The sequence below is a fragment of the Acrocarpospora pleiomorpha genome (assembly GCF_009687885.1).
GTDB lineage: Bacteria > Actinomycetota > Actinomycetes > Streptosporangiales > Streptosporangiaceae > Acrocarpospora > Acrocarpospora pleiomorpha.
The window spans coordinates 42,462-62,419 of sequence record NZ_BLAF01000064.1; the positions used below are offsets into that span (position 1 = coordinate 42,462).

Consider the following 19,958-nt stretch of genomic DNA (forward strand, 5'->3'; position numbering starts at 1 on the left):
ATCAGAACGCGTCCGACATGGCGCGAAATGTCGGGCAGGGCCAGCGCCACATGCAGCTGCGGCAGCGCAGGATCGGATGCGCGGTATCGCTGGTGATGCCGCCCGCGTCGCGAGGCTGGTGCAGGTCAAGCAGGCGCAGCCCGAGTTCGACGAAGCTGAGCACTTCCTCCCGCGCCCCGGCCAGGAAATCCAGATCCTCGACCGCCAGCTTCGCCTTGATCGGCACATACCCCTCACGATTGACGAGCGCGCGCAACGTCGCCGACGACTCCCGCCACGAGGTCGCCTTGTCGGTTCTGACCTGGATGAGCTCCAGCCGTTCCCGCAGGCGGCGGCGCAGCGGGTCTTCCGGAAGTTCCGTGTTCATGCGTGATGTGGGCCCCGGCAACAGCGAGGGCCCTCCCCCCTTCCGGCCGGGCCGGTGTCGTAGCGTCAAGCTTCGCGCACTCCGCGTTTACGTGGGGCCGAAATCGGGGACAAAGGGCGGACGACTCTTCGGTAATTCCCAGGAAACGTGACCCAGGGCGGGGACGGCGCTAGTGTGCGCGCTGTGGAGCTCAAAGTCTCGACGCGATCCCACGCCGGCCACGCCGTCATGGCCATCGCTGGCGAAATCGACCTATATACCGCGCCTCGCCTGCAGTCGGAGTTCACCCGACTGCTGGAGGAGACCGGTCCCGACCGGGTGGTCATCGACATGTCCGGAGTCGAGTTCTGCGACTCCACGGGCATGAACGTGCTGCTCTCCGCGCTCAAACGGCTCAAGGAACGGGGCGGCGTGCTCGAAGTCGCCGCGCCCCGCCCGGCGGTCCGCAAGATCCTTCAGGTGACCGGCCTGGACTCGGTCTTCACCGTGCACGAGAGTGTCCCGGCGGACCTGGCGGAAAAGACCGGATGACCGAGGTGGTCCCAAGTCCGGATACCGCGGTGATCATCTCGGCGCGGGACGAGGGCGAACGGATCGCCGCCACGGTGACCGCCGCCCGCGAGCTGCCCGGAGTCGATCTGGTGCTGGTCGTCGACGACGGCTCGGCCGACCAGACCGGGCGGCTGGCCAGGGCGGCGGGCGCCACCGTGGTCCGGCACAGCCGCAACCGCGGCAAGGCCGCCGCGATGGAGACCGGCGCGGAGGCCGTGCGCCTGCTGGAGGAGGGCCGGTCCGATCCGGAAGGGCGGCCCTCGCACCGGCACCTGCTGTTCCTGGACGGCGACCTGGCCGAGACCGCGCTGGCCGCCGCCCCGCTGATCACACCGGTCCGTACGGGCGAAGCCGACATGACCATCGCGATCTTCGCGACCCGGGTGAAACTGGGCGGTCATGGCATCGTGGTCAAGCTCGCCAAGGAAGGCATCAAACGCGCGACCGGCTGGGACGCCACCCAGCCGCTCAACGGGCAGCGCTGCCTGACCCGCAGCGCGTTCGAGGCGGCCCGGCCGTTGGCCCAGGGGTTCGGCGTCGAGACCGGCCTCACCATCGACCTGCTGCGCCGGGGATTCCGGGTGGTGGAGGTCGAGGTCGAGATGGCGCACCGGGCCACCGGCACCGACTGGCGTGCCCAGCTGCACCGCGCCAAACAGCTGCGCGACGTCTCCCGCGCCCTCGCCAGCAGGGAGCCCACGGTCATCAAGGCGCTGGATTCCCTCAAACCGAAGTGAAATTCTCGCTTGGGTGCATCGGCGGCTCGCTGCTGCTGACGATCACCGTCGCTCTGCTGGGCCCGTCGGCCATGGTTCCCGAGCTCCCGGGGTCGGCCGGGCAGCCGCCGTACTCGCTGGGGATTCACCCGGACGGCCACCTGGTCATCGCGCTGGCCGCCGCCGCGCTCGCGCTCGGCGCGATCGGCCTCCTCACCGGCCTGCGCGCCGACGGCCCGCACCCCCGCCTGCTCGTGATCACCGGCTGTACGGTCGCCGCGATCCTGGCCTTCCTCCCGCCCTTCGGCTCCGCCGACCACCTCAACTACGCCGCATCCGGATATCTGGTCACCCACGGCTTCGACCCCTACGTAACCGTCCCTTCGGACATCCCACTCTCCTGGGTCGAAGAATGGACGCACACCCCCAGCGTCTACGGCCCGCTCGCCACCGCCGCCCAGGCCCTCGCCAGCTGGATCGGCGGCTCCGTCCGCCTGACGGTCTTCGTCCTGGCCCTGATCAACGCCGCCGCGTTCATCGTCACGGCCCTGCTCCTCCACCACGCCACCCGCTCAGACCAGGTACGGCAACGCCGCGCCGCCCTGCTCTGGACGGTCAACCCCCTGGTCGTCTACCAGCTGGCGGCCGGAATGCACGTGGACACCTTCGCCATCGTCTTCATGGTCGCCGCTCTGGTGGTCGGCTCGCGTTTCGCCGTACGGCGAGGGATCCTGCTCGGCCTGGGCATCGCGGTGAAGGTCACCGTAGGACTGGTCGCGCTCGGCCCCGCGTGGGAGTCTCGCCGGAACCTGCCCAGGCTTGCCCTCCTCGCCGGGGTGGCGACGGCGACGGTCGGGGTCGCGTACTGGCTGGCCGGGCCGCACGCGTTCGACCAGGTCCTCAACGCCAGCAAGTCGATCTCCCTGGCGACCCCCTGGAAACTCGTGCAGTACGGCCTGCAGGGGCTGTTCGGGCCGGGCGCGTACCGCATCTGGATCCAGATCGCCTCCTTGCTCCTGTTCGTGGCTCTGGCTTGGGGTTTGGTGCGCAAGCTCGGCCAGGACGCGGTGGCGGTTTCGCTGGCCTTCGTGGTGGCCTGGCTGTTCGCGAGCCCCTATGTGCTGCCCTGGTATGACGGACTCGCCTTCGCGCTGCTCGCCCTGATACCGGCCTCCGCTCTGGATGGCTTCATGGCGGTACGGCTGGCCGTGCTCTCCTTCGCCTACCTTCCGGCCCGGCAAGCACAACAACCGCCCGATCTGGGCTGGCTCGTGGACGTCGTCAGGGCGCAGCTGGTGCCGTGGACACTGCTGGCGCTGACGGTGGCGCTGGGGGTGTGGGCGTGGCGAGGCGCAGGGCGCGTACCGACGCCGCCAGGGTCAGCGGCACCGCGACCGTCAGCGCCATCGCCGGAATCGCGATCCCCGAGTCGTTGATCAGGAAGCCGGCCAGAGCTGCGGTGAGTGCGCCGAACAGGCCCGCGCGCAGGGCCGGGGCATAGCCGTACGCAAGGCTGAGCGCGGCCGCGCCCACCCTGGACGGGCGGGCCAGGACCAGGTAGAGGAACGCCAGCGCGACCAGGGAGAGCAGGGTCAGCGGGAGGTTGCCGAGGGTGCTCAGCATCGCGCCCAGCTTGCGGCCGATGACCGAGCCGCCGTCGCCGTCCATGACCTGCTGGACGAAGGCGCCGAGGTGGGTGCGCTGGTTGGGCGGGCGGAGCCAGTCGGCGGTCGCGATCGCGGCGATCAGGGCGGCTCCGGCGGCGCCGATGACGGCCAGCCTGGCGATCGAGACGCGGTGGCCGGAGAGCATCAGCATGAAGACGGCGAAACCGAGCACGAACGAGGGCACTCCGCCGAAGTCGGCGCCCCAGCTGGGCCAGCCGTCGGCGAAGATCGCTAGCAGGCCGTAGGCGAGGCAGAGGGTGATGGCCAGGCGGGGGCGGCGGCGCAGGGCGTGGGCCAGGCCAGCGAGGGCCAGAATCGTGCCGGTGGAGTAGATGGCGAAGGCCATGTTGCCGAAGCCGTAGAAGCGGCCGCCGGTGACGGGTTCGTAGCCGGTGACGGCGTTGACCTGGAGGTGGGAGCCGGTCATGACGTCGATGAGCAACGCGAGGGAGGAGACGGCGGCGACGGTCGTGAGAGGGCCGAGCACGTCCTTGCGCCAGGGGCCGGCGAAGGCGGCGGCGGTGATCAGGGCGGCGGTGGCGAGGATTGTGGTGATTAGGGCGGGCATGGGGGTGCTCGCGCTCCACCACGGGATGAGTTGGGCCAGGAAGGTGGAGATCGGGATGGCGCCGCTGAGGACGGCGACGGTTTGGGTGGCGATCAGGGTGCGGCGGCGGTGGGGGGTGGATTGGCGGCGGATGGCGATGGCCGCTAGGGCGTAGAAGATCAGTTGGAGGGCGACGAGGGTGAGGAAGAACGGTTCTCGGACGTCTCGGAGGACTTGGCTGGCTAGGTCGGCGTCGGAGAGTTGGGTGATGGTTTGGGCGGTGGTGTCGGGGGTGTCGCCGTTGGTGGTCCAGGTGCGGCCGATCTTGGGGGTGGGGAGGGTGAGTTCGGTGAGGATGGTGGCGGTGGTGTCGGTGATCGTTACTAGGGCGTTTTGGCGGGTGGAGGTGGCGGTTAGGAATTTGTGGGGAAATTTCGGGCCTTGGGCGAGGGCGACGTGAAGGTGGGCGGTGGTGCTGGCGTCGGCTAGGCCGACAATGAGGACGGTGGAGTCTGGGGGGACTCGGTCGAGGATGGTGCCGATTGTTTTGTCGGCTTCGGTGGCGGCTGCTTGGCGGGTGTTGTCGTCGAGGTCGCTCGACATTTCGGGGGTTGTGGCGGTTTGGGATTGGGTCCAGGCGCGGGATAGTTCGTTGGCTTCTGCGGCGATGAGGGAGTAAGGGGTTAGGTCGGGGAGGTCTGCGGGCGTTGGCGCATATTTCTGGATATTTCCGGATTTGTCGGCGGCGGCTAGGGCGGCTCCTGGGCCGATCGCGGCGACCGTTCCGCCGGCGTCGGTGATTGTTTGGGCGAGCAGGCCGATTTCCGCTTGGAATGAGCTTGCTTCTTGGAATGCCAGGTATTCATCCCAGGCAGGGATTTTCGCGGAACCGTCGGGTGCGATGGTCGGTGGTTCCGGAAGGCCGCAGTTGTCCGATCCTGCGCGTTGACCGGCTGAGACGGTGAGCCATCCGGCGACGGAGCACGTGATTCCCCGGCCCTCCGGGGGGATCGCACGGGTGGACAGGGAGGCAGACGCGCCACGTCCGACCAGGTCCCACAAACGCGGTGTTCGCGTTTCGTCCAGGTCGCTCCACTGCAGCCCGGGAACTCCGATAAGGACGACACGTCCTGTGGGAGCGGCCGCCTTTCCGCCAGAGAATGCGGGTCCAGCGAGAGGCACCGCGATTCGCGAGCTGGTGAGAGCCCCCTCTCCAGTGGAAATGGTGGCCTGAGCTGTGGGGTTGAGGGTTGCGTGCTCGGTGGAGCCTGCGGCACGTGCGCTGCCGAGGGCGGCGATGGGTGCCGTGGAGCTTGAAGTGGGAGTCGGACCTCGTTCGGTGGAGGCTGAGGTATGTGCGCTGATAGGTGTCGAGGTGGGAGTTGGGGCTCGTTCGGTGGAGGCGGTGGCGGGGGCCGTACCGAGCAGGAGGAAGGCGACCACGAGGGCGAGCCGGGTGAGGGCTCGGGTGACCTGGGGTGATGGCACGGTGGCCGGGTCCTCTTCTGGTGGTGCGGGCCGGATGAACAGCGTCCACGGTAGCCTGCCTGGTCGTGAGCACTGGCGAACCGGTAACGCTGAGCGTGCGGCGGCCCTGGTGGGGTTGGGCGTTGTCGCTACTGATCATTGTGGTCGCCGCGTGGCCGCTGGTGGCGTACTGGCTGGGCAATCCGGAAGATCAACGCCTGGTCGATCTTGATGTGTATCGGACCGGGGGCTGGGCGCTGCTGCAGGGGCTTCCGGTCTATGACGTGATCACGCCTGCGCCGCAGTTGCTGCCGTTCACCTATCCGCCGGTCGCGGCGATGCTGGCCGTGCCGCTGGCGCTGATCTCCTGGGAGATGGTGCAGTGGGTGTGGATTGTCGCGATCATCCTCACGCTCGCGGTCACCGTCTGGTATGCCTTTCGGGACTCGCTCGGACCAGGCATTCCGATGCGATCGGCGGGTGGTGACCCGCCTCCATCAGGGGCAGCTGGCACGGGCGCGGCGGTCATGTCGCCGCTCACCCGTGCTAAACCACCTGCCGTTGTCGTGCCGATCATGTTCGGCGTCGTCACCGTCGCCTGCCTGTATCTGATGCCGATCCGCGATCAGATCAGGTTCGGCCAGGTAGATCTTTTCCTGGTGGCGCTCTGCCTGCTCGACTGCGTGGTCCGGCGACCATGGTGGCCTCGGGGCATGCTGATCGGCATCGCGACGGCGGTGAAACTCACCCCCGGCGTTTTCCTGATCTATCTCGCTATCACCGCCTGGCGCGACCCCACGCAGCGCAAGCCCTTCTTCACGGCGGCAGGCACCACGGCCGCCCTCACTTTGCTGCCATTTATCGTGATCCCGTCGGACGCCACCGACTTCTGGTTCTCCGCCCTGCTCGACTCCGAACGCCTAGGCGCCAACACCGCCACCACAAACCAGTCCATCCGCGGCATGCTCCTACGCCTGTACTGGCCCGACACCCTCACCACCATCCTCTGGCTAGCCGCCGTCGCTCTCATCGGCTGGTACGGCTTCCGCGCCGCCTACCGCGCCCACCGCGACGGAGACACCCTGACAGCGGTCGCACTGACCGGCCTGATGGCGGTGCTACTCTCCCCGGTCGCCTGGATCCACCACCTCGCCTGGATCATCATCGTCATCGCCGCACTCGCCACCCGCAGGCCACTCCTAGCGGCGGGGGTGTGGGCGTACTACGTACTCCCGATCCCCTGGTGGGGGGCCTACATCAAACTCTGGGAGATCCCCGTGCTCAGCCCTACGCTCGGGAAGATCGTCCAGAATGCGTTCGGCCTGGGGGCGATCGCGCTCGTCTGGGTGCTCGCGCGACAGAAATCGGAAAAGTCGGCAAAGGTTTGACCGTCCCGCCCGTCTGGCTGCTCGCGCGGGATCCGGGAAAGTTCGCGAAGGCCTGACCATGCTCGCTCATCAGGGCATCGCGCAGTGGAAGGTGGATGAGTCGGTTTGACTATCCCCGCCCGCCTGGCTGCTCGCGCAGCGGACTCCGAGAGAGTCCGCGAAGGCCTGACCATGCCCACTCGTCAGGCGCATCGCGCGGTGGAAGGCAGGAAAGCCCGCGAACGCCTGATCATGCCCGCTCGTCTGGGTGCTCGTGCACCGGAAGGCGGGAAAGTTGGCGAAGGCTTGACCGTGCCATTACGCTCAGTGGCGTGCTGGTTACCGTTCTGGTTGTTGTCGGGGTCGTCGCCGGGGTCACCGGGGTGGTGATCGGCCTGCTGGCGTTGCGGAACGCGCGCGGTGCGGTCGAGGAGTGTCTCGACGTGCTGGCCCGGCGGTCGGCGGTGGAGGGGGTCGTCGACACCAAGGCCATCCGCGATGTCGCGGTCTACCGCTACGACGCCCTGGAGGAGATGACCGGGCGGCTGTCGTTCTCGGTCGCGCTGATCAACAGCCTGGGCGACGGCATCGTGCTGACCTCGATCAACGGCCGTACCGAGACACGGACCTATGTCCGTCCGGTTCGCGGCGGCAAAGGCCAGCAGCCGCTGTCCCCCGAAGAGGAACAGGCCGTGCGGGCGGCCCGCCTGGGTTTAGGCCCAGAGATCGAAGCCAGCCTCGCGTCCGGAGGGTCCTGGTTACGCCCAGGAAATCGCTGACGCGCCGAACGCTAGCGGATGCTGTCCGCCGGAGCGCGCGATTCTTATGACGCCGCTGTTCGACGCGGTCATGGCCAGCGCCTCCGGTTAGGCATCGCGAGCACCTTCCGGCTCTCTGGTTCGTGAGGACTCCCAGGTACCGGCATCGGTGGTGGCTCGCGACACGGGTGAGGCTTTTCGTGGGACTCGGTAAGTATTCACATACACCACTTGCGTGAGTCGCTAACCTGGTCGTATGTCGAAGCTCGCGTACCTGGGCCCAGAGGGCACCTTCTGTGAGGCCGCCCTGCGAATCCTGGCGCCCGACGCCGAGCGCCTGCCGTGCGCCAACGTCGGCGCCGCACTTGACGCCGTTCGCCGGGGAGAGGCCGATGGCGCGGTCGTGCCGCTGGAGAACTCGCTGGAGGGTGCCATCACGCAGACCCTCGACGAGTTCGCGTGGGGCGAACCGCTGCTGATCGTCGCTGAACTGCTGCTGCCGGTCGAGTTCTCCCTGCTGGTCCGGCCGGGCACGGAGATGCGGCAGATCAAGCGCTTGGTCACCCATCCGGCCGCGCACACCCAGTGCCGCAACTTCATCGAGCGCGAACTGCCGGGAGCGGTGGTCATCCACGCCTCGTCGACTGCCGCCGCCGCGCAGGAGGTGTCCAACCCCGAATCTCCGTACGACGCGGCGATCAGTCCGGCCATCGCCGGTGAGCTTTACGGCCTTTCCGAGGTCGCCTCGGGGGTGGGGGACCGCACGGATACGGTCACCCGTTTCGTGCAGGTCTCTCCGTGTGGGCCGCTGCCTGAGCCGACCGGTGCGGATCGCACGTCGATGGTCGCTTTTCTGAAGGATGACCACGCCGGTGCGCTGCTGGAAATGTTGAGCGAGTTCGCGGTGCGCGGAGTCAACCTGAGCCGGATCGAGTCCCGCCCGACTGGTGATGGAATCGGCCGTTATTTCTTCCATTTCGACTGTGAAGGGCATGTCGCGGACGCCCGAGTCGGAGAGGCGCTTAGCGGATTGCATCGAATTTGCGGGGATCTGCGCTTCTTGGGCAGCTATCCTCGGGCCGACCAAGTCCCCACACAGATCAGGACCGGCACCGGCGACGCCGAATTCGCCGAGGCCGCTGACTGGCTGACACGAATGCGCGCCGGACAAGTCTAGATTTATCGAGTTCCGTAAGTACAGTGAACATGTATTCACTCGACATGCCGTTGAATACCCCTATCGTCGCCTCGTAAGGCGACGATAGTGGGTATTCGATTACCCGGATTTCCTTGGATTTCCCGGGCCAACGGGGCTATTGCCGGATTCATCGCTGCGGTCATCGGCGCGGATTCGGGGAGTTGCTTCGATGCACAGGCACAAACGGGATGATTTCTACATCGTCGGTGAAGGCGTCCACGAGAAGTCCGCCCTGCGGCGGCCCTCCACTACCGAGGAGGTCCGCCGCTTCCGTTTCTCCCGTCTCGGTCCGTGGGGCCCGTCGTCGATCCCGAGCTGTGCGCCAAACTGGCCAGGGCGATGACCGCGCCGGAGGCCGACGGCGCCCACGGGTCGCCCGCGTGGCTGGCGTGCTGGAGGTGGCCGGCCACGACATCGGGGTCACGCCGTCGCGGTGGAAGTCGGCCATCGGGCCGCTCATGCTGTCGACGATCTTCTGGCTGCCATGTGATGGGAAACACGGCGGCTGGTTTGGCGCAGCCGCGGTGAGAACTGACACGAAGGCAAATGGCGCCGGTGAGCTGTCTGGACCCGGGTTTGGAGATCGCCTGCGGTGTCTATATGGGGCGCGGGCGGTAGCCGTATCTCGGTAGCCTTTGATTGTGATTGACCTGCGAACCCTCCGTGATGATCCGGACCGGCTCCGGGCGTCGCAGCGTGCCCGTGGCGAGGATGACTCGATCGTGGACGCGCTGCTCTCGCTCGACGAGCGCCGACGTGCCGCGCTGACCTCGTTCGAATCGCTGCGCGCAGAGCAGAAGAGCATCGGCAAGTCGGTGTCCAAGGCGTCGGGGGGTGAGCGGCAGGCGCTGCTCGATCGGGCCAAGGAGCTGGCGGCGCAGGTGAAGGCCGCCGAGGTGGCCTCCGAGCAGCTCGGTGGCGAGCTCGACGAGCTGGTCATGCAGGTGCCCAACCTCGTCGAGGACGGCGCCCCGCACGGCGGCGAGGACGACTATGTGGTCCTGGAGGAGGTCGGCACGCCACGCGTGTTCGATTTCACCCCGCGCGACCACCTGGAACTCGGCGAGATGCTGGGCGCCATCGACATGGAGCGTGGCGCCAAGGTCTCCGGATCGCGGTTCTTCTTCCTGCGCGGGGCCGGCGCCAGGCTGCAGCTCGGGCTGCTCAACATGGCGATGCAGCAGGCCATCGAGGTGGGCTTCACGCCGATGATCACGCCGGTGCTGGTCAAGCCGGAGTCGATGCAGGGCACCGGGTTCACGATCGCCCACGACAGCGAGATCTACCGGCTCCCCGAGGACGATCTCTACCTGGTCGGCACCTCCGAGGTCCCGCTCGCCGCCTACCACGCGGACGAGATCCTGGATCAGACCTCCCTTCCGTCGCGCTATGCGGGCTGGTCGTCCTGCTTCCGCCGCGAAGCCGGGTCGTACGGCAAGGACACCCGTGGCATCATCCGCGTCCACCAGTTCGACAAGGTGGAGATGTTCTCCTTCTGCCGTCCCGAGGAGGCGTCCGAGGAACATCGGCGGCTGCTGGCATGGGAGAAGGAGATGCTGGACAAGGTCGAACTGCCGTACCGGGTGATCGACACGGCGGCCGGTGATCTGGGGATGTCGGCAGCCAGGAAGTTCGACTGCGAGGCGTGGATTCCGACCCAGGGCCGGTACCGGGAGCTCACTTCGACGTCCAACTGCACGCAGTTCCAGGCGCGCCGCCTGAAAGTGCGCTATCGCGACGACGACGGCCGTCCGCAGCATGTGGCGACACTGAACGGCACGCTGGCGACCACACGCTGGATCGTGGCGATCCTGGAGAATCACCAGCAGGCGGACGGTTCGGTCGTCGTGCCCAAGGCGCTACGGCCGTATGTGGGGCTGGACGTGCTGGAACCGCTCAAGTAGGGGCAAGCACTCCGCACGGCTACCTGTGGGGTTGCAGCCACGTGGCTTTTGCTCCCATCTTGCAGGGCTTGCGGCGGCGGGGCTCGCCGCTACTCGCGGGGCTTGCGCCACATCGCTTGCCGCCATTTGCGTGTTGGCCACTTGCGGTCGTTGCATGGGGGTTGCGGCGCTTGCGGGTTGTTGCGGGGCTTGCGCAAGACGTGACGCTTGCCGTACCCGATCTAGACGCCGAAGGCGGGCTCCTTGTGGGGGCCCGCCTTCGGTGTGTCAGTGGTCTAGATCGCTATTTCGCGACCCCACGGCCTGGTCGGGGCGACCGAGCGTCACCCGATCGCGTCCGATAAAACCCGGAATGCGCGAAATATCGGCTTCTAGAGGGCGCGTACCTGCGACGCCTGCGGGCCCTTGGGGCCCTCGGTGACCTCGAACTCCACGCGCTGGCCGTCTTCCAGGTTCCGGTAGCCGTTACCCGAGATCGCGGAGAAGTGGACGAACACGTCCGGCGCGCCGCCGTCCGGGGCGATGAAGCCGAAGCCCTTTTCAGCGTTGAACCACTTGACGGTTCCCTGAGCCATTAACGCTCTCCCTAAGGAAGTGAATCTTGGGGTACACACCTCGCGCACCCCGGTGTGTCGCACAGCTCCCCGGGTGGCTCATATCAGTCGAACTGGTTTCGCGCTTGCGGGAACAGCTAATACAACGCCATGCCATCTAACACTATGGCGGACCCGGGGTGTTCCATGTCCGGGGGAGAATTCTTCTCCTGACATCCCCTTGTACGGCGCGGACGCATCACAGTGCAAACTGGAACGTGTTATGGCTAGCCCGCATCTCCATCACCGCCCATCCCAGCTTCCTCGTCTGATCGCGACAGACCTGGACGGCACCGCCCTGCGCTCCGACGGAACCATCTCCCCGCGCACCGCCGCCGCCTTCGCCACCGTCGAACAAGCCGGTTCCACCCTCGTCTTCGTCACCGGCCGCCCACCCCGCTGGATGCACGCCGTCGCCGACGTGCTCCGCCACCGTGGCCTGGCCATCTGCGCGAACGGCGCACTCGTCTACGACCTGCACACCGAGACCATCGTCGAGTCCCACCTGATCGACCAGCCGACCCTCGCCGAAACGGTACGGCGGCTGCGATTCGAGATACCCGAATTAACGTTCGCCGTGGAGTACGAGGGCGGATTCGCGCACGAATCAGCCTTTCGATTGGGCAGCTGGGACGCGGACCGCATCGGCGTCGCGAGCGTACGCGCCCCCACGCTGATCTCCCGCCCCTGCGCGAAATTGCTCGCACTCCATCCATCGATGGGACCAGACGAGCTTTATCGGCGTGTTCATGCGCTTGTGGGGGATTTGGTAACTGCGACCCATTCGAGCGGACGCGCGTTGATGGAGATCAGCGCCCACGGCATCACAAAGGCCTCCGCATTGGCCGGGCTCACCGTACGCAACCAGATCAAAGCCGAAGAGGTGGTGGCATTCGGGGACATGCCCAACGACCTGCCGATGCTGACCTGGGCCGGAACCTCCTATGCCGTCGCCAACGCCCATCCCGACGTCCTGGCGGCCGTGGACCACGTGACCAGCACGAACAACGACGACGGAGTGGCCCAGGTGCTGGAGCGCCTGTACCGAAACTAAAGCCAGATACGGCCGCGACTGCGGCCGTATCTGGGCGGATTTAGAGGTACGGGCCGGACGCGCGCTGCCCGTGATCGTCGGGTTGGCCCTGGTTGAGGCCACCGGGCAGAGCACGTCGCATTTGTTCAAGTTGAGCGCGAGCGGCCATTTGCTGCGCGAACAGGGTGGTCTGGATGCCGTGGAACAAGCCTTCCAGCCAGCCGACCAGCTGGGCATGCGCGACCCGAAGCTCGGCCTCGCTCGGCGGCTCGCCCTTCTCGTCATCGGTGAACGGCAGCGAGAGCCGCTCCAGCTCATCCACGAGCTCCGGCGCGAGACCGTCCTCCAGCTCCTTGATGGAGCTGGAATGGATCTCTTTGAGCCGTTTGCGGCTCGGCACGTCCAGCGGCGCCGCGCGAACCTCTTCCAGCAGCTGGCGGATCATGCTGCCAATACGCATCACCTTCGCCGGCTGTTCGACCAGGTCGGCGATGGAGCGCTCTTCGGGTTCCCCCTTGTCCCCACCGAGCGAAAGTCCCTCAGGACCCACGACCACCACGTGCGGGGTGCTTTCCTCAGCGTTCATAGCTCTCAACTTACTAGCAGGATCTTCCCGACGTGGTCCCCGCGTTCGAGCAGCCGATGCGCCTCCGCCGCGTGCTCCATCGGGATCCGGGCGTGGATCACCGGCTTGATCGCGCCCGCGCTCACCAGCGGCCAGACATTCTCCGCCACACCCCGGCAGATCACCCCTTTCTCATCCGCCGGACGCCCCCGCAACCCCGCCGCGCTGACCGACCCCCGCTTGCCGAGCAGCTTGCCGAGATCGAGCTCCCCGACCGCGCCGCCCTGCAACCCGATCACCACAAGCCGCCCGCCGGTGTTGAGCGCGTCCACGTTCTGTTTGAGGTATTTCGCCCCGATGATGTCGAGGATCACGTCGGCTCGCCTGGTAGAAAAGTCCTCCTCTCGGTAGTTGATTCCTTCATCCGCTCCGAGCTCCAGACAGCGCGCGACCTTCTCCGCCGACCCCGCGGTGACGATCACACGCGAGCCGAACGCCTTCGCGAGCTGGATGGCCATCGTGCCGATGCCGCTCGCGCCGCCGTGGATCAGCAGCGTCTCGCCCTTGCGCAGCCGCGCGCTCATGAAAACATTGGCCCAGACCGTGCAGGCGACCTCGGGCAGCGAAGCCGCGTCGACCAGCGCCGTCGGCGCGGGCATCACCTGCTGCCACGGCACGGCGACGCGCTCGGCGTACCCACCGCCCGCCAGCAGAGCGGTCACCTCGTCACCGGCGCGCAGTCCGTCCACACCGGACCCGATTTCGGAGATGACGCCGGAACATTCCAGCCCGGGGATTTCGGAGGCACCCTTCGGCGGCGGGTAGAAGCCCTGCCGCTGCAGCAGGTCCGCCCGGTTCACCGCGGAAGCGGCCACGTCAACGACCACTTCCCCTGGCCCGGGCACTGGATCGGGGACTTCCTGCCAGGTGAGTACGTCCGGCCCGCCGGGGGCCGAAATCATGATGGCTCGCATGTCACCTAAAGTAACGGAGAGGCGAACTCGACGGTTGGTCACGTTCGTTGTGTTACGGGGCGCTAACCTTCAATGTGGTTGCTGCCCCTTTAGCCCATCCCGAGGGGGAAACACGGTGGCAAGACACGATCGTGAGGATCCCCATTCTCTCGAAGACCAGTTGGCCTGGCTAGACGCGATCAAGGAAATGCCGGACGAGGTGGACATCGCGGTAAGCGCTGTCACCGCGTCCTCTTTGGCGTCCTCTGCCCCCGTAGGCCCTCCGCCGGCGCCGCCGGAGGAGGCATCGCCCTACCCCAAAGATCCATGGCTGTCGGTTCCGTCCGAACCGTCCTCCGGCCAGCTGTTCCGCTCTTCGGTCGATTCCGGGTACGGCACCGATGCCCCCCCGGCTTCGGACGACGACGCCCCAACCAACCCGCCCGCGGAGCCAGGCCCCTTCGTCGGCGGTCGAGGTGCGTTCGGGGAGTCGCCGGTTGATACGGATTCGTACAACGTCGGGGCATTTGGTGGTTCGGACGGGCGTACCTCATACGCGGGCGATCAGGACGCCGTCGACGAGCCGGTCCGCGGCTGGCTGGAACCGGCACGCCCGGTCGCCGACTCCGACCCCGGCGAGGCCGAACGTTTCACTGGACCGATCCCGATCGAGCGCTTAGGGGCCGCTGGGCGGGACGAGCACACCACTGAGCGTTTCGGCGGGTTCGGCACGCGGGACGGCGTCTCCGGCCAGGACAGTTCATTTGGGACGCAGGAGGGCGGCTTCGGAGGAACGGAGCGCCCCTTCGCGAAAGACAACCCGTTCGGGGCGGAGGATGGTCCGTTCCGGCAGGACAGTTCAACCGGTCAGGACAGCTCGCCGTCCGGTGCGTTCCGGCAGGACAGCTCATTCGGCACGAAGGACGGCACGTTCGGCCAGGATGGCTCTTTTGGGCAGGACGGCGCCGACGGTTCGGCTGCTTCCAAGGAGAGCTCGTTCGGGAGGAGCGGCGCGTTCGGGTCGAAGGACGGGCAGGACAGCTCATTCGACACCAAAGACGATCCTTTCGGCGCGAAGGACAACCCCTTCGGCGTCAGGGATACGCCATTCGGGTCCAGAGAAGGCTCCTTCGGCTCCTCTGAGACCGCTTTCGGGGCCAAAGACGGATCCTTCGGCACACAAGAGGACACTTTCGGCGCGAAGGACGACTCATTCGGCGCCAAGAGCGGCCCGTTCGGATCCAAAGGTGGCTCGTCCAGCACCCGCAGCGATCGTTTTGGCACCCGGGATGACTCCTTCGGCGGCCGAGAGGACACCCTCGGCTCTCGCGACTCGGGCAACACCGGCAATTTCCCCGACCCTCGCGACCTACGGGACTCGGGCAACACAGGCAACTTCCCCGACCCGCGCGATCTCCGCGAATCAGGAGATCCGCGCGACGGCCGCGACACCGGTGAAGTACGGGGATTCAGCGACTTACGTGACTCCCGCAACGACAGCGGTCCCTTCGGCCTTCCGGCACGAGACGAGAACCGGCTCGGCGACCGCTTCGGCGGTTCCCTCCGCGAGGACCTCGCGGACCGCCCGGCATTCGATCGGGACCGTGACTCCGCCGACAAGGAGCCGTACCAGCCTCGTCGCCGCCAGGCCACCCCGGCACCGGCCGCCGCGTTCGGCTCCCCGTCCCGAACCTCGTCCTCCCGCTCGGGCGGCAAACCCACCGCGGACAGCCTCGACCCCCTCAGCCTTCTCAAAGGCCGTAGAAACGCCCCCGAAAACGGCTGGCGCCGCCTGATCTACAAGGCCTCCGCCGGCATCATCAAACCCGGCGAATCCTCCGAAGTACGCCGCCGTCGGGACCTGATCGCCCGCGCCCGCACCCCAGTTGCCGCAGGCCACCACCGGGTAGCCGTACTCAGCCTCAAGGGCGGCGTCGGCAAGACCACCACCACCGTCGGCCTGGGCGCCACCCTCGCCCAGGTACGCGGCGACCGGGTCATCGCCGTGGACGCCAACCCCGATCGTGGAACGCTCTCCGACAAGGTCGAACTAGAGACTTCCGCCACCATCCGCGACCTTCTCAACGAACGCGCTCAGATCCGCCGCTACGTCGACATCCGCGCCTTCACCTCCCAGACCCAGTCACGCCTGGAAATCCTCGGCTCCGACCGCGACCCCTCGGTCTCCGAGGCGTTCTCCGCCGCCGACTACCAGGCGGTCTCCCAGGTCCTGGAAAACTTCTACTCCATCTGCATCACCGACTGCGGCACCGGCCTCCTCCACTCCGCCATGTCCGGCGTCCTCGGCCTGGCCGACCAACTCGTCCTGGTCAGCTCCCCCTCCGTGGACGGCGCCCGAGCCGCCTCAGCCACCCTCGACTGGCTCGAAGCCCACCACTACGCGGACCTGGTCAAAGCAGCCTCAGTCGTCCTGTGCAGCGTCCGCCCCCGCTCCAAGTCCACGGTCGACCTCAACCGCCTCGAAGCCCACTTCGCGGCCCGCTGCCGCGCCGTCATCCGCGTGCCGTACGACCCGCACCTGGAAGAAGGCGCCGAAATCGACCTCGACCGCATGCAAGAACCCACCCAACAAGCCTTCCTCAAACTCGCCGCCTCCGTCGGCGACGGCTTCGCCGGCCCTCAGGCCTTCACCGAACGCCGCTACTCCGAAATCCCCGACCAGCTCTAGGCGCCTCCCTCTCCCGCTTCCCCCCGAAGCGGGAGAGACCGCCTACTCAGTCGCGCCCCCACCCACCAACCCACTAAAGTGCACTCCAGACACACAACCAGGAGAGCTCGCCTAGTGGACGATGGCGGCGGTCTTGAAAACCGCTAGGCCGGGTGACCGGTCTCGTGGGTTCGAATCCCACGCTCTCCGCTCACCTTGGGAAATATGCCCTGAACAGGGCCGATGGTGTTGTCGGCGCTGTTGATCGCTTTGCCGGTGCGCACCTTGTGGATGGTTTGCGCGTACGGCATTGGGCTCAGGCTTCGAGGAGCCGTTCGGTTTCTTGCCATAGCTGGGCCTGCAAGGCTGGGTCGTTGCCGGGCGGGGCGGGGTGGATCTGGCGGATTCCGCGAACGGTGTAGTAGCCGCCGGTTCGTCCAGCGAAGGCCGGGTCGGTGGCGAGGGCGACGATCAGGCCGGCTCCGCGGGCAGGGTTGCCGATCGACAGCCGGGTGAGGATCTTCTCCAGGACGGCGGCGAAGCGGAGTTCGCGGCCGAGGCCGGTGGTGTTGAAGCCGGGGTTGAGGCAGTTCGCGGTGACGGTGCTGGGTAGGCGGCGGGCGAGTTCCATCGTGAACATGATGTTGAGCAGTTTGGTTTTGCCGTAGTGGTCGGATGATCCGCGTGCGGTGAATGGGACCGTCTCGGTCAGATCGTGGGGGAGCCGGAGGGTGCCGTGGTGGCGCGAGGCCTGGGAGGCGACGTTCACGATCCGGGCGGCGGGGGCCTTGCACAGGGCGGGCAGGAGTTCTCGGGTGAGGAGCCAAGAGGCGAGGTAGTTGACGGCGATCATCTCGGGGCGGCCGTCGGGCGTGGTGCGCGGCGTGAAGGCGTGGATCCCGGCGTTGTTGATGAGTACGTCGATGTGGTCGTACCGGTTGGTGATCTCGCGGCCGATGCGTTGGACGTCGGCGAGTCGGGTGAAGTCGGCCAGGAACACCTCGACCTGCGCGTCGAGCGCCTGGGCGCGGATCTGTTCCCGCGTCTGCTCGGCCTTTTGCGGGTCGCGGGCGGTGATCGCGATGTCGGCGCCGTGCCGGGCGAGGTCGAGGGCGGCCAGACGGCCCAGGCCGCTGGTGGCGCCGGTGATGACAATGGTGGGTTTCATGAGGTTCCTGTATGCGTGCTGTCCGGCCGAGAGAGCCGGACGTGGTGGATGGCCCCGGCCTCCCGCGGCAGCGGGTGCGTCCGGCGCTGGCGCTTCACGCGTTGAGCGCGATCCGCAGCCCGGAAAGTAGTTTGCATATGCCCATTACATTAGAGCGATATGGTTTGTATATGCAAACTGCTCTGGGGGATGGCGAGGATGGCCGACGCGAGCTCGAACTGGCCCTCGGGGAACGGATCAACGCCCTGGTGAGCGCGACTCGCGCGCTGAGCGAGCGCAGCGCCGCGCACTTCCACGCCGAACTGCAGCCAGCCGCGTTCCACATCGCGCGCTGGCTGTACGCCTTCGGGCCCGCACGGCCCAGCGTCATCGCCGAAGCCGTCGGTATGGATCGCAGCTCCACCAGCACCTTGATCGCCAAAATGCGATCGCTCGGCCTGCTGGACAGCTCGCCTGCCCCTGACGACCGGCGCAGCATAATCGTCCAGCTCAGCGAGCAGGGCCGTCAGCGAGTCGCCGCGACGCTGCAGGAGCGGGGCAAAGAGTTCTACACCCGCACCCAGGACTGGTCGAACGACGACCTGGCCCGCCTCACCGAACTCCTTGGACGTCTCACATCCGACCGATTCATATGACATCCGCGTCCAGGTATCTGAGCTTGCTGATGGCGGCGGTCTTGAGAACGGCTAGGCCGGGTGACCGGTCTCGCGGATTCGAATCCCACGCTCTCCGTATTAGTTTTTGATGGCGTCCTTTGCGGCGTCACCCCAATAGACGATCTTGCCGGGTCGGGCGCAATGGCCAGGATCATGTGCTGAGCGGACGTCCAGGGCTGGACGGCGCGAGTCAGCTGATCAGCTCTCCATGCATTGCCACGGAATCACGCCGTTTCGGGCATGGTATTTCGGACATGGCCCTCCCATTATGTCAATGGATCTTGACTCTTGGCGGGAATTCGGGCCAGATAGAGGGTGCATAGTGTGACAAAGCGCTTGATCGTGATGGGGGCGAGGGGCGTGCTGGAAAATCGTGCACGGGATGGGACGCGGGAGCCGGTACTCCTGGGAGCGTTGGATGCCGATAACATCGGTGAAGGTCATCGGAAACCGCTTGCCTTCCGGCAATTCATATTGAAGATCAATAGCAGGTGCAACCTATCTTGCCACTATTGCTATATGTACGAGATGGCCGACCAATCATGGCGGTTCCAGCCGATCAGCATGGCGCCCGCGGTCATCGACGCGATCGCCCGGCGTATCGGCGAGCACGCGCGAATTCATGACGTCGCCGAGCTGGAGGTGATCCTGCACGGTGGAGAGCCATTGCTGGCCGGACCTGAGCTCATCGCGCTCGCCGTGAAGACGATCAGACGCGCGGTCGACGTGGGCACTCAGGTACATGTGATCATTCAGACTAATGCCGTGCTGCTGAGCGAGAGCTACCTACGCTTTCTGGCCGGTCTGGGGGTTCGCGTGGGGGTCAGCCTGGACGGTTACCAGGCGGCGCAGGACAGGCACCGGGTGTTCGCCAACGGCAAAGGCTCCCATGAGCAGGTGACCGCGGCCTTGCGCAGATTGACGACCGGGCGGTATCACCATCTGTTCAGCGGCATCCTGTGCACCATCGACATTCGCAATGACCCAATCGCGACCTACGAGGCCCTGCTCGAGTTCGATCCCCCTGCCGTCGATTTTCTGCTGCCGCACGGTAACTGGTCCACCCCGCCGCCGTTCCGTGACCCGGAGTCGATGCGGACGCCGTACGCGGAATGGCTGATAGCCGTTTTCGATCGCTGGTACGGCTCGACCCGCGTCGAGACCGACGTCCGCTTCCTCTCCGAGATCATCCGGCTACTGATGGGCTTCCCCTCGCGTACCGAGGCGGTGGGGCTTTCGCCCGCGCGTATGGTCGTCGTGGAAACCGATGGCAGCATTGAATTGTCCGATATTCTGAAGTCCGCTTACGAAGGCGCCGCGGACACCGGAATGAATGTGCTGCGGGACTCCTTCGACGCGGTGGCGCGCCATCCTGGGATAATGGCCAGGCAACTCGGGGTCAGCGGACTCTCGTCCGTATGTCGAGGCTGTGAAATCCATACCGTCTGCGGAGGCGGGCTCCACGCGCACCGTTACAGCGACGCCACCGCGTTCGACAACCCTTCGGTGTACTGCCTTGACCTCTTTCGTCTCATCGATCATATTCGCCGACGCGTCGCCCATGACGTCGCCATGACCCGGAGCGAGCGATGACAAGGATTTCCGAGGAGGCGATCAATTCCCTGGCCATGGGAGGCGGCGGAGACGCGGTCGTTGGCGAGTTGCGCGCTGTTCAATGGAGCAAGCACCGGCTTCTGGTCCTGGCGGTGGTCCGGGAGGCCGCTCGGGTGGGGCATCCCCACGCGGAAATGGCGGAGCGCGCCTTCGCGGCCCTATCTC

The 19,958-nt window shown here is 66.7% G+C and carries 17 protein-coding genes and 1 tRNA gene; 13 read left to right on the plus strand and 5 right to left on the minus strand.

The genetic code is table 11. The features are described 5' to 3' along the window. Position 1 precedes the first annotated feature (1 nt). Entirely contained in the window at positions 2–367 is a 366-nt protein-coding gene (locus tag Aple_RS40290; RefSeq protein ID WP_155350035.1) for a hypothetical protein, read from the minus strand. Positions 368–550: 183 nt separating this feature from the next. On the opposite strand from Aple_RS40290, the gene Aple_RS40295 reads away from it, so the two are divergent. The 7 genes from Aple_RS40295 (at position 551) to serS (ending at position 10,543) form a co-directional block, all read left to right on the plus strand. Continuing rightward, positions 551–898: an STAS domain-containing protein gene (locus Aple_RS40295; RefSeq protein WP_155350036.1), complete on the plus strand. Its 348-nt coding sequence runs from the start codon at positions 551–553 to the stop codon at positions 896–898. Beyond that, positions 895–1,656: a glycosyltransferase family 2 protein gene (locus tag Aple_RS40300; protein WP_155350037.1), complete on the plus strand. Its 762-nt coding sequence runs from the start codon at positions 895–897 to the stop codon at positions 1,654–1,656. The genes Aple_RS40295 and Aple_RS40300 overlap by 4 nt, the downstream gene beginning before the upstream one ends. Further along, positions 1,653–3,071 carry an MptA/MptB family glycosyltransferase gene (locus Aple_RS40305; RefSeq protein WP_246265085.1) on the plus strand — a complete coding sequence of 473 codons (1,419 nt, stop codon included), beginning with the start codon at positions 1,653–1,655 and terminating at the stop codon, positions 3,069–3,071. Before Aple_RS40300 ends, Aple_RS40305 begins: the two co-directional genes overlap by 4 nt. A 2,331-nt stretch (positions 3,072–5,402) precedes the next feature. After that, positions 5,403–6,704, plus strand: a complete 1,302-nt coding sequence (locus tag Aple_RS40310; RefSeq protein WP_155350038.1) for a glycosyltransferase 87 family protein — start codon at positions 5,403–5,405, stop codon at positions 6,702–6,704. Positions 6,705–7,015: 311 nt separating this feature from the next. Continuing rightward, positions 7,016–7,462, plus strand: a complete 447-nt coding sequence (locus Aple_RS40315; protein WP_246265086.1) for a DUF4446 family protein — start codon at positions 7,016–7,018, stop codon at positions 7,460–7,462. Between the two features lie 235 nt (positions 7,463–7,697). Further along, positions 7,698–8,618 (plus strand): prephenate dehydratase, encoded by a 921-nt coding sequence (gene pheA, locus Aple_RS40320; protein WP_155350040.1) that lies wholly within the window; start codon positions 7,698–7,700, stop codon positions 8,616–8,618. A 662-nt stretch (positions 8,619–9,280) separates the two neighbouring features. After that, positions 9,281–10,543, plus strand: coding sequence for a serine--tRNA ligase (gene serS / locus Aple_RS40325; protein ID WP_155350041.1), 1,263 nt, complete (start codon positions 9,281–9,283; stop codon positions 10,541–10,543). A gap of 371 nt (positions 10,544–10,914) precedes the next feature. On the opposite strand, the gene Aple_RS40330 is transcribed toward serS, so the two are convergent. Then, the gene (locus tag Aple_RS40330; protein WP_155350042.1) at positions 10,915–11,118 is read right to left on the minus strand and encodes a cold-shock protein; all 204 of its coding nucleotides are present in this window, start codon (positions 11,116–11,118) and stop codon (positions 10,915–10,917) included. Positions 11,119–11,359: 241 nt separating this feature from the next. Between Aple_RS40330 and Aple_RS40335 the strand changes: the two genes are divergently transcribed. After that, a complete protein-coding gene (locus tag Aple_RS40335; protein WP_155350043.1) occupies positions 11,360–12,190 on the plus strand; it encodes an HAD family hydrolase in 831 nt (276 codons plus the stop codon). A gap of 40 nt (positions 12,191–12,230) precedes the next feature. On the opposite strand, the gene Aple_RS40340 is transcribed toward Aple_RS40335, so the two are convergent. Both Aple_RS40340 and Aple_RS40345 read right to left on the minus strand, forming a co-directional pair. Next, positions 12,231–12,755: a bacterial proteasome activator family protein gene (locus Aple_RS40340; protein WP_155350044.1), complete on the minus strand. Its 525-nt coding sequence runs from the start codon at positions 12,753–12,755 to the stop codon at positions 12,231–12,233. Positions 12,756–12,760: 5 nt separating this feature from the next. Next, a complete protein-coding gene (locus Aple_RS40345) occupies positions 12,761–13,708 on the minus strand; it encodes an NAD(P)H-quinone oxidoreductase (protein WP_155350045.1) in 948 nt (315 codons plus the stop codon). A gap of 115 nt (positions 13,709–13,823) precedes the next feature. On the opposite strand from Aple_RS40345, the gene Aple_RS40350 reads away from it, so the two are divergent. After that, entirely contained in the window at positions 13,824–16,376 is a 2,553-nt protein-coding gene (locus tag Aple_RS40350) for a nucleotide-binding protein (RefSeq protein WP_246265087.1), read from the plus strand. Between the two features lie 100 nt (positions 16,377–16,476). After that, positions 16,477–16,565 (plus strand) — tRNA-Ser (locus Aple_RS40355). Positions 16,566–16,671: 106 nt separating this feature from the next. Here the strand turns inward: Aple_RS40355 and Aple_RS40360 are convergent. Further along, positions 16,672–17,523 carry an SDR family NAD(P)-dependent oxidoreductase gene (locus Aple_RS40360; protein WP_155350046.1) on the minus strand — a complete coding sequence of 284 codons (852 nt, stop codon included), beginning with the start codon at positions 17,521–17,523 and terminating at the stop codon, positions 16,672–16,674. A gap of 170 nt (positions 17,524–17,693) precedes the next feature. Here Aple_RS40360 and Aple_RS40365 point away from each other — a divergent pair, with 170 nt between their 5' ends. From Aple_RS40365 to Aple_RS40375, 3 genes are all read left to right on the plus strand, one after another. After that, positions 17,694–18,158 (plus strand): MarR family winged helix-turn-helix transcriptional regulator, encoded by a 465-nt coding sequence (locus tag Aple_RS40365; RefSeq protein WP_155350047.1) that lies wholly within the window; start codon positions 17,694–17,696, stop codon positions 18,156–18,158. A 381-nt stretch (positions 18,159–18,539) separates the two neighbouring features. Further along, complete coding sequence (locus Aple_RS40370; RefSeq protein WP_281361665.1) at positions 18,540–19,772, plus strand: FxsB family cyclophane-forming radical SAM/SPASM peptide maturase; 1,233 nt, start codon at positions 18,540–18,542, stop codon at positions 19,770–19,772. Next, the coding region (locus Aple_RS40375) for a hypothetical protein (protein ID WP_155350048.1) at positions 19,769–19,958 on the plus strand (190 nt) is incomplete at its 3' end. The genes Aple_RS40370 and Aple_RS40375, both read left to right, overlap by 4 nt.